This is a genomic window from Nonomuraea longicatena (assembly GCF_039525605.1).
In the GTDB taxonomy this organism is placed as follows: Bacteria; Actinomycetota; Actinomycetes; order Streptosporangiales; family Streptosporangiaceae; genus Nonomuraea; species Nonomuraea longicatena.
The window spans coordinates 1-10,293 of the sequence record NZ_BAAAHQ010000075.1; the positions used below are offsets into that span (position 1 = coordinate 1).

Annotated in this window: 7 protein-coding genes; 6 read left to right on the plus strand and 1 reads right to left on the minus strand. The window is 67.5% G+C overall.

The window, feature by feature from the left end; all coding sequences use genetic code 11:
* Positions 1-132: 132 nt before the first annotated feature.
* On the minus strand, positions 133-783 hold the full coding sequence (locus ABD120_RS39190) for an NsdA family TPR-like regulatory protein (RefSeq protein WP_486348456.1): 651 nt from the start codon (positions 781-783) through the stop codon (positions 133-135).
* Positions 784-1,405: 622 nt separating this feature from the next.
* Here ABD120_RS39190 and ABD120_RS39195 point away from each other — a divergent pair.
* The 6 genes from ABD120_RS39195 (at position 1,406) to ABD120_RS39220 (ending at position 10,214) form a co-directional block, all read left to right on the plus strand.
* A complete protein-coding gene (locus tag ABD120_RS39195) occupies positions 1,406-2,761 on the plus strand; it encodes an NACHT domain-containing protein (protein ID WP_343955526.1) in 1,356 nt (451 codons plus the stop codon).
* A 26-nt stretch (positions 2,762-2,787) separates the two neighbouring features.
* Entirely contained in the window at positions 2,788-3,606 is an 819-nt protein-coding gene (locus ABD120_RS39200) for an NACHT domain-containing protein (RefSeq protein ID WP_343955528.1), read from the plus strand.
* Between the two features lie 194 nt (positions 3,607-3,800).
* Complete coding sequence (locus tag ABD120_RS39205; protein WP_343955530.1) at positions 3,801-3,995, plus strand: hypothetical protein; 195 nt, start codon at positions 3,801-3,803, stop codon at positions 3,993-3,995.
* A gap of 478 nt (positions 3,996-4,473) precedes the next feature.
* A complete protein-coding gene (locus ABD120_RS39210; RefSeq protein ID WP_343955532.1) occupies positions 4,474-5,592 on the plus strand; it encodes a hypothetical protein in 1,119 nt (372 codons plus the stop codon).
* A 250-nt stretch (positions 5,593-5,842) separates the two neighbouring features.
* The gene (locus ABD120_RS39215; RefSeq protein WP_343955534.1) at positions 5,843-6,061 is read left to right on the plus strand and encodes a hypothetical protein; all 219 of its coding nucleotides are present in this window, start codon (positions 5,843-5,845) and stop codon (positions 6,059-6,061) included.
* Between the two features lie 1,066 nt (positions 6,062-7,127).
* The gene (locus ABD120_RS39220) at positions 7,128-10,214 is read left to right on the plus strand and encodes a GDSL-type esterase/lipase family protein (protein WP_343955536.1); all 3,087 of its coding nucleotides are present in this window, start codon (positions 7,128-7,130) and stop codon (positions 10,212-10,214) included.
* The last annotated feature ends 79 nt before the right edge of the window (positions 10,215-10,293 follow it).

The following is a 10,293-nucleotide window of genomic DNA, read 5'->3' on the forward strand; positions in this document are numbered from 1 at the left end:
CGCATAGGCTACGCCCATAAGACGGCTGTCCGGAATCACCGTGGCCCCTCATATCCGCCCGCCCACCCGAACCCTTGTATTTCTGGTTGGCGCCCGGACGGGCCACGCCGCAAGCCGACAACACGGGGCTCCCTACTCGCTGTGATCGTGGTCCGGAGCCGGAGCGAGGATCTCCAACCGGGTATGGAAGGCCGCTCGCGCGGGACCGTACGGCAGGCGCTGGGAGAAAGAGCGCAGCAGGTCGCTAACGCGGCTGGAATCGACGGTGGCCATCAGGTCGGCGGCTCGGCCCGCGTTCTCCAGCGCGCCGTCGATCTCGCCCTGCTCCAGTTGGGCGCCGGCGATGGCCGTCAGGCCCAGGGCGGTGTCGCGGGCGTAGTCGAGGCTGCGTCCGGCCTGGCCTTCTTCGAGCAGCCGGACGGCGATGTCGGAACGGCCCAGCCCGACCCAGCTGAGCCCGACCTCGATCGTGTGGGAGGGACGGCGCATCCAGTACGCCCAGGCCGGATCCTCTTCGAGGTCGCGGCGTTCCCAGTGGGCGTCGGCGCGGGACAGGACCCGCGCGGCCTGCTGAGCCTCACCGGCGGCGGCGTGCGCGTGGACCTGCCAGGCGGCCAGCATGGCATGAACGGTGCGGGAGGAACCGGGACCGATGCGTTCCCGCGCGGTCTCCAGCAGCGTGACGGCGGTGCGGCCGTCGCCGGCGTAGCTGTGCTGCATGGCCATCAGCGACAGGATGTAGGCGCCGGTGAGGGTGTCGCCGCCGGCGGCCGGTGGCCAGATGGGCTGGCCGCCGCCTGCCGCGCATGCCCTCGTCGGCGATCGTGCGCCGTCACGGGCGCCGCCCCGCCGACCAGAGCGGTGACCCTGACGTCCTCGATGAACGGCTCACGCCCAGGAGTCCTCGAGGTCGAGCACAGCATCCTGGACGCCGGCAGAAGATCACCCGCTTCGACCATGGCTGGCCCGCCTGGTCGCCCACGAACTCGACCACCTACTCGGCCGCAGATCATCCGAGCAGCTGAAGTCTTAAGTGAGGAATTCACGTACAGGTGATCTTGGGGCCTGATGGCGATGTCTGTGCCTGTCGACACGAAGGCCGTGGTGGCGGGGCTGCGGGGCGCTCGGCGAGCGGCGGGGGCTCGCAGGCCCGGGTGGTCACCTCGGGGAGCATGCTGGTGCACGTGGGGGCGGACTACGCGTGCTGTTCGCCCCGCGCACGTGATCGAATCGGTGAGCGGGCAGAAGCCAACGGCTCCAGGAGCTGTTCATCGGCAGGAGAAGAGTCAACCGCTGAGGTCTCCATCAAAGCCGGGGCGATTCAATCCTCGACGACATCCACGACGGCGGGAACGGGCCGCGGCTGAGCCCGCAAACGGTGTCGGGATGGCTGAAGCAGGGGCGAGTGCCCGATGACTTCGCCGACCTGTGGGCGTTCGTCACCGGGTTGCTCCGGAGGATCTCGCCGGGCGGATCTCTCGACCGTCACTGGTTGGCGCAGGAGAGGAACAGGTTCAAGAACCTGTGGGAGGTCGCCAGGCAGCAGGCCGAGTACGACCCGCGGCCGCCGGCGGGTGAACTCGCCGGATACCTCAACGCGGCTCGTCTCGCCTCAGCCGAGCACCCGTATCCCGCGATCCTTCCAGGCACCGTGCTGCCGCCGCTGTCACAGGTGTACGTCCGGCAGCAGGCACAGCTCCAGCAGGCCGGTGAATCGGGTAAGAGCCTGAACAAGACCGCCTGGGACAGGCGACCGGCCGAGGACATCATCCAGGGGACCGTTCCCATGACATGGCTGCTCGGCGGGCCGGGTGCGGGGAAGTCGAGCCTGCTGCGGATGATCGTCATCAGGCTCGCGCGGGAGCTGCTCAGCGGAGGCGGGAAGAAGCCCCTGCCCCGCCGTTCGACGCATCCCGGCGTGATCCAGACCACGTCCTCGAAGGACGACGAGCCTCGGGCCAGGCCGCTGTTTCCGGTCTATGTCCCGGCGCAGGCTCTCACGCAGCCGGGCTCGTTCACGCAACAGCTGGCGCACGCGGTCGCAGCGCAGCTCAAGGGATACGACTATGTTCCTCCGTCCGACCGCCTGTTCCGCGGCCCGCCCCTGCCGGGCGCGCAGTGGCTGATCCTCATCGACGGCCTGGACGAGATCTCGGACGTCGACGAGCGCCTTCGGGTGCTCAAAACCCTGATGGCCAACAAGAAGTACTGCTATCGGTTCGTTATCGGCAGCCGGCCGCTGCCGGACTCCGAGCTGGCGATCCTGGACGAGGCCGTCGACCCGGCTCGTGAGGAGAGCGGCTCCGCCGGGCGGTACGAACTTCTTCCCCTGGACGTGAGCGTGTTGCCCACGTTCGTCCGGGGCTGGATGGACGCGGCCCACGTTCCTGAGCCCGCCCCCGCCGTGGCGGCCTTCATGTACCAGGTCAACGGCGGAAGGCTGCGGGAGCTGGTCAGAATCCCGCTCATGGCCACCATCCTGTGCCAGTTGCACGCGGCCGACCCCACGCACCCTCTCCCCACGGGCAGGTACACCGCCTATCAGCGGTTCTACGAGCTGTTGTGCGACAGGTTCTACGACCCTTCCACCACCGGGATCAACCACCAGCTCCACACACAACTACAGCGCTACGGCGCTCAATCGTCGGCCGCGATCGACAGCCTGCCGAACCGGCTCCTGACCGCTTTGGGACAGGTCGCCTTCGGGGGCGAGGCGAGCGCACCGGTCGCGGTGCGCTGGAGCAGGTCAGGGCGTGCGTAGCCGATCTACGGCCCGACGACATGCCGGTGAGCAAGTGGGACGCACTGACGGCACAGGCCCTGCGCCGCACGGGCATGGTGCTGGTCACGGCCGACGACGTCACGTTCGTGCACCAGACGTTGCACGAGTTCCTTGCCGCCAGACACGCCGCCCGCGACCCGCATGCCAGACGGGGTGAACTGCTGCGGCTGTCGCACAAGAAGGGCCTGCTCTCGCAGTCGTACCTGACCTCCTACGATCGGTTCCTGGTCGCCGCCTGGATCGTGGAAGGGCGCAGCCCGCCGGGCCTGAAGGACTTGATCGCGCAGTTGTCGGCGAGCTACGGCCCGGCCGCCGGAATCGCGGAGCTGGTCCGTGACGGCGTCGATCTGGGCAGCCGGGTCCGGGAATCGGCGGCCGTCACGCTCCGGAAGATGGCCAGCGGCCGAGACCTCTCACGAATGATCGTCGCCGCCGAAGATCTGGCCTCAGTCGACGTCCCCTCGGCTGTGGAAGTGCTGTCGGTCGTCCTCAGGAGCCCGACGATCAGCTTCCCCGACCGCGCTCGGCTATCGAAGAAGATCATCGAGTTCGACCCGCTGCATGCCGTGGACGTGTTCGCCGAACTGTCCATGAGCCGACGGCTCGACATCATCTATCGCGACCACGCATCGGATCTCACCGAGATGGTCAGGGAGCGCGAAGGCGACGTCCACGAGCTCATCGTGCTGACCGGGAAGCTGGCCAGACTGGACCGGCTCGCCGCCGTCACCATGCTGGCGGAGGCGCTGGATCGTCACACCTGGAAGAAGCCGCATCGTCAGAAGCTGCTGACGTGGCTGGCGACGATACAGTCCTCCCTCTGACAGGCTGAAGCCGACAACTCACGCATCACGGAGCTCGGCAAGCCGCGTCACTGACGAGCACAGTGAGCCGGCGTGGGGCGCGTCGTGCCGTGCCGCGTCCGGCTGAGTTCGCCGGCCGTGGGGCAGAGAGTGAATCATCTGGCCAGCGGGCCGCACATCCCCCGATGATGGGATGCTGGACGCGCGCAGTTCGAATGAACGACGACCAGCGGACGAGGCTGAACCCGGGCCAGCAGACACTGGAGCGAGACCTTCGGGCTTACGCCGTACGCCTCGCCCCGCCGGGCTGGCGATACGGCACGCTGGCCGCACTCGATCACGCCGATCAGATGGCCAGGCTGGGCAGCGATCTGAGGGGCCACGGCGACGCACTCGACCGTCACCGGTAGCGGCAATCGGGGAGCCTGCCGATCACCCCGCGCCTCCACGCAGGGGTCTTCGACAGCTCGGCGTCCGTACGTCACAGCTGCATGGGGTGCATCGCGGTGACGATCAGGCGCGCTGGTCTTTATGCGGCGTCGTCGGCCTGGTCGTCACCTGGATTTGATCCGGCCGCGTGTGCACAGGTGGGGTGAGCCCCGCCCTGGCGGCCGGGCCGAGGACACGCAACGCGAACAGCCCTTATGACCCTGAGTGAAAGGGGCGCGCTGCGTGAGCTGGGATTATCCGAACTTGCGTGCTATATGTCCTAGCTGTAGGGCATCATGGACTTGCAGACCACTACATCTGGTGGTTCGCGTAGTCCCAGCGGTGACGCTCTGCGATCCTGAAGCGGTTCGGGGGCCGAACCCGGGCTGGTGTTTGGAAGGAGTTCCACACTTGACCCAACTCCGCTCGACTCCCGCAACAGCACAGGACCGTCGCCTGGTGCAGACGGCAGTCAAAGGTCCGACTGCCGATTCCCAGGACGCCGTCTTCCTGCCCTTCGAACACGACGCTGCCCTGGAGTTCCGCCAGGAGCACTCCGGCGTGGATTTCTGGTGCGGGACGGTCAACGGGTGCGGGCGCCAGCTCTTCACCCGCATCGGCGACGAGAAGATCCCGCACTTCTTTCACCGGGGCGAGAATGAGGAGCAGTGCCGCCGGGCGCAGAGAAACCGGGGGCGGCTCGACCTTGAGGCCCCGATCGTCTGGGCCGAGCTGAAGCCCTGGCGCCAAGGCCGCGACCTTCCCGAGGGGCAGGTCGACTTTTTCGACCCCATCGATCGCCATGACGCCCGCTACATGCACATCAGCGGCCCCGTCGGCACCAGGGACACCCGCATCGTGCTCGGCGACGTCACGATCATCCAGGTCCAGCAGGACGCCGCGTCCGCGCAGGGACGCGAGTGGGACTGGTTCGTGCACGAGCGCAACACCGAGGTGCGGGAGATCCTGGACAGACAGGGCATCGCCTACGCACGGATTAAGTTCGTCCCGACCGCGATCTCGGCCACCCTGCAGGTCTTCCTGTCCACCCCGGACAACGTGGGGGACTGGGGCCGCATCAGCCGGTATGTTCCTGCGCCCAACCGGGCTCCCCGGCCGCCCAAGCCCGCACCGCCGATGACAGCCGACTCGAGGCCGGCCACGGCGCGTGCCTCCGTTGCGCAACGGACCGCCGCCTCCGGCCCTGCCCGCGAGCGAGGCAATCCGTTTGCGCGGATGGGCCCGCCGTCCCAGCTCGCGCCGCTGCGAGGCTTGGACGGCGGGCCCACGCGCGAACCTGCCTTCGCGCCCGGGCCTCCCCGCCCACGTGCGTCAGAGCCCACTGGGCGGTACACGTTCGCAGTGAGGGTGCCCGCGCCCCGCTCCGAAGAGCAGATCGCCAACGAGTTCAAGGACGCCATCGCGCACCTGAAGGAGGCGCTGGTCCTGGAAGACCGCAAGACCGTGGCCCGGTGCGCACGGCGCCTACGCGCACTGCGCAAGGCCCACCGCGAGAGCCTGTCCAGCGACGACAACCGAGCAATCAAGACCCTGCTCAGGCAGGCCAGTACCAGCTGACCGCCTGCCTCCCGCGCCGGTCCCGTGCTCGCCTGGATGTGACCAGGGCGGAACGCAATGGAGCGGGCAACTGCGAGTCGGGCAGGCCATGACATCGCGAAAGCCCTGCCTTCCGGGGGAATCTGGACGGGTAGGGCCCAGCGGTGCGCGACGCCAGGTAGCGGCCCTCAGGTGACGTGCCAGAACATCCTCCACGGGCAGCCGCCTGTGGCTCAGCGCGGGGAGGGCGGTCCGGAGGGCGTAGGAGGGCATGGATTCGACGGCGATGCCCGGCCCACCGCCGCACGCCGCGAAGCCGAAGGGCGCTTGCTCCCCGGCAAGCAGAAGACCGGCCGGGCCCCGTGTCATCGGCCCCGCCGAACTGGCCACCCTGCGCCGCCTCGTCGGCGATGGCGTCTCGGTCATCGAAGCCGCCCGTACCTTCAAGATCGGCCGCTCCACCACCTACGCAGCCCTCGCCGAGAGCTGATCAGCAGCTACCTCAGCCGGCGGCCCGTTTCTGCCGTATTCCAGTGTGTGGCGCCCCTGCTCGGGGAGCGGTTCTGGGCCGACCTTCGGCCGATCTACCAGGGGTTGTTGCTGCGCGGCCGCTCGGCAGTGGCTCCACAACCGGCAGAATTCCGCCTGACTGTCCCCGCTGGCCTCGGCCTCGGAGCTCCCCAACCCGAACACGGGCACGCGGGCCGGAGACCCGGGTGCGCAGTCGCCCAGGTCCTCCACGATGGACACCGGCGACTTGTTGGACGGCTCCCCGAAGAAGTCGTCCGGGTCACCGCCGTACGGATCGCGTGCGGGGCGCTCGACGTTGAGCACGGCGGCCGGCGGGCGCCGAACCGCGCCTCCCCATGGCCCTCGCCCATCTGGGCGAGGCGCGGTGCGAGCCTGCTGATGCTGATGGCCAAGTCCCGGCACCGCAAACCCGAGAACGTGCGCCGCTACTTCCGCCCTTCGGCCGAGGTGATCGCCGAACCCACCAGCCTGCTGGGGCCCGGCTGACCGACGGTATCCGGCGATCGAGCCATACGCCTCCGGGATGTTCGGCGTCGGGCGCCCGCTGGCTGCCTGAAGCGCGATCCGGCCACCCGCCACCGCTGAACAAGGCCCCTTCTCGAAGGACCCCTTGGGCGGGTGTGGGATTCCTAGGAGTAGCAGGGCCTGGTTATGCGGATGGCACCTGTAGAGGATGTGAAAGCATCTGATGGTATCAGCGGCGGAAGTTCAACAATTTGATTCAATGTCACGGGTGGTTGCGTCCTTTCTGGGATCGGCATCCGCGCACCCGACTTGGACCATCTCGACGCGGCAGTCAAGAACACCACAGCCACGATCCCCCTGAAACTCAGGAATACCTCGACCCGGTCGCGCCGTACCCAAGTCCGGGATCCTCGATGCGCACAGGTTCAGTAATCCGACTGAGGAAGCCGGCGCGTCCACGTCCGTAACGTGATCGTATGTCAGGACATCCCGCCCATCCAAAATAGCGCACAGCAAATAGACTTTCCCGCCCGGGCAGAAGCCAAGTTTCGGAGGTTTTTTTGAGAAGACCGTTATATGCCGCGCTGACGGCAACACCCCAGCGCGGCCCGCAGGCGAAGGCACGTCATCTGGTCACGATCCTGGCGGTTTTCGCGCTGGCCTGCGGGCTGGTCGTCGTCGCGGAGGGCACCGCGCGGGCGAATCCCCCCGACATTCACACCGTGGCGACCTGGAACATGCAATACGGGCCGAGCCGCTGGCGGGCGGCCTACAACCTGTCCCGCCACCATGACGTGGTCGCCCTCCAGGAGGTCCCCCTCGGCAATCCCCCATTTGGCCCCGGGCCGAGTGCCGGAGGCTATCTGCGGACACTGCCACACATCAACGGTGTCGAACACCACCTGTGGCGACCTAGCCGCAGGGATCCGGAAGTCCACCTGTACATCCTGCGCCAGGCAAGCCGCAACATCGGCATGATCACCACATGGGCGGCCGACGACGTCTTCGCGATCGACAGCGTCTATCGGGACGCGCTCGGCGTCGTCCGTAACGCAGACCAGGTGCTGTTCGCCTCCGTACACGCCGCATCGGGCGGCGGCAGCGACGTCGGAGCGCTGGTACGCCGCGTCGCGGCGCGAGCCGCGCAAAACCCCTTCGTGCGGCACTGGGCCACAATCGGCGATTTCAACCGCCTCCCGACCACGCTGGGACAGGTCGGCCTTCCCGCCGGATCCCAGATCTACAACCCCCGCCACCCCACCCACCGCCTTGGCGGCGAGCTGGACTACATGATCACCAATATCGTGACCGACAACTGGGGGAACCCCCAAGTCCTGGAGAACACCGACAGCGACCACTGGCCGGTGCACTTCGGCAGGTTCCGCGCCGGCGCGGACCCGGTAAACCTTTTCACGATGCCCCTCGGCGACTCGATCACGCACGGTCACAACGCAAGCGAGCCCACCGTGAATGGTTACCGGCTGGAGCTCCACAACGGGTTATCGATCCACACCGAGTTGCTGAAACGGGACGCCCTCAACTTCGTCGGGTCCCAGCGGTCGGGACAGATGACCGACCCCGACCACGAGGGGTATCCCGACCACGAGATCGATCAGATCGCCGCCCGCGTGGCCGCCACCGTTCCCCAGATGAAACCGAACGTGGTGACATTGATGGCCGGTAGCACCGACATGAAGAACAACACCCATGTGGCCGGTGCGTCCGACCGTCTGGGACGGCTGGTCGACCAGATCCTCCGGGACGCCCCCCACGCCACGGTGCTGGTGGCCACCCTCCCTCCGGCCTCCGACCCGGCCGTCCAGGCGCGGATCGAGACATTCAACCAGCGCGTCCCGGGCATGGTGATGGAGCGGCAGACGGCGGGCAAGCATGTCGCGCTGGTCTCGATGAGCGATCTGACCACCACCGACTTGGCCGACGGATTTCACCCCAACGAAGCCGGTTACCGGAAGATCGCCAACGCCTTCGCCAACGGTGTCATCGGCGCGGTCCTGTCCGGCTGGCTCGAAAGCGGCACCGCAGCGACTCCGCAACCCTTGCGTCCGATGGCTTTGGGGTCGTCCACCACCTGGGGCGAGGGCAGTTCGCACGGCAACGGATACCGGGCCACCGCTGATCGGGGATTCACGGATCTTTCCGACGGCCACGTGGACTGGGTCGGTTCGGTGCGGAGAGGCACGATGGCCGATCGCGAGAACGAAGGCTGGCCGGGGTTCCGGATCAACGAGATCGCCGGCAAGGCGAAATGCTCCGTCACGACCTACCAGCCCAACCTCATCACCCTCCTCGCCGGCGGCAACGACGTCATCCAGAACCACCAGATGGACGCGGCGATCACACGCCTCGAAACGCTGATCGAGCAGGTCAGTACCGACGCCCCGGGGGCGGCCGTGCTGGTGGCCGGGATTCAGCCCCTGCACGATCCCGCCGAGGACGCGAGGGGAAAGGCGTTCACCGCCCAGATCCCCGCCCTGGTGGACCGGCTCGTGGCCCACGGCCTGCGCGTTGTTTACGCAGATACCACTGGATTGGGGCCGTCCGACATCAGCTCCGACGGTATTCATCCCACCGACCAAGGCTACGACAAGCTCGGTATGGCGTTCGTGCGGGCGGCCGGAGAGGCCAAGAACAGAGGCTGGATCCAGAGGCCGAACTCCCCGGCCGAGAACGCCGACTCCGATCCGTGCGACATCAAGGACGACGGGCCGGGCACGTCCTCGCCACACCCCTACGACCTGGGCCCGAATTGGCAGGACCGCGGCGTCATCCAGGCCCAGCAGTTCCCCTCCTCGTCCCGCTTCTGGATGATCGACGTCAACAAGGACCGCAAAGCCGAGTTCGTGGCGGTCGACAAGGACCAGAACTTCCGATTCTGGTGGAACGGCGGCCCCTCGGGGGCGAACTGGGTCCCCTTCGTCGAAGGGCAGAACGCGTACACACCTGCGCCCGGGGCGGTCGGCAACATGCTGCGCTTCGGCGACGTCGACGGTGACGGCTTCCCCGACTGCATGGTCGTCCATCTGGATGGCCGGGTGAAACTCTCCACCTGGAAGGCCGAGAACCCGTCCGGTTCACGCATGTGCATGCAGGAGTTGGGAGTCCCCCCTGCCGACGTCTTCTCCAACGGGCACGAGGGAGAACGCCTGGTCATCGGCCCGAGCACAAAGATCCGATTCGCCGACGTCACCGGAGGAGGGCGGGAGGACTATCTGCTGATCCAGCCGGACGGCACGACGACCGCCTGGTACAACCAGGGTCTCCAGTTCCAGGGCCCCACCATGCGCTACTGGCAATGGGACCACCCCAAGAGGATCAGCGGCCCCTTGGCCAACCCTCGGGAGATCCGGTACGCCGACATCAACGGCGACAGGCGCGCCGACCGGATCCTCATCACCGCCAAGGGCGGCGCCAGGGCTTGGATCAACGAGGGCGCCGTGGGCGCGGGCGGAACCTACCGCGACATCGGCAAGATCGCCGAGGAAAGTGGCCTTCCCCCCAAGGACATCCAGTTCGCCGACCTCGACGGCGATAGCAGGGACGACCTCGTGCGCATCGGCTGGACCGGTGTCACTCGGGCCTTCCTCAACAAGCTTCCGGCGAACTACTTCGACACCTTCCACCCCTAGGGTCTGTCTTCAAATTGATCTAGTGGCCCGCCCCGGAACGTTGACCCGGTAATTGATCTCAGCTGGTGAACCCGGCAGG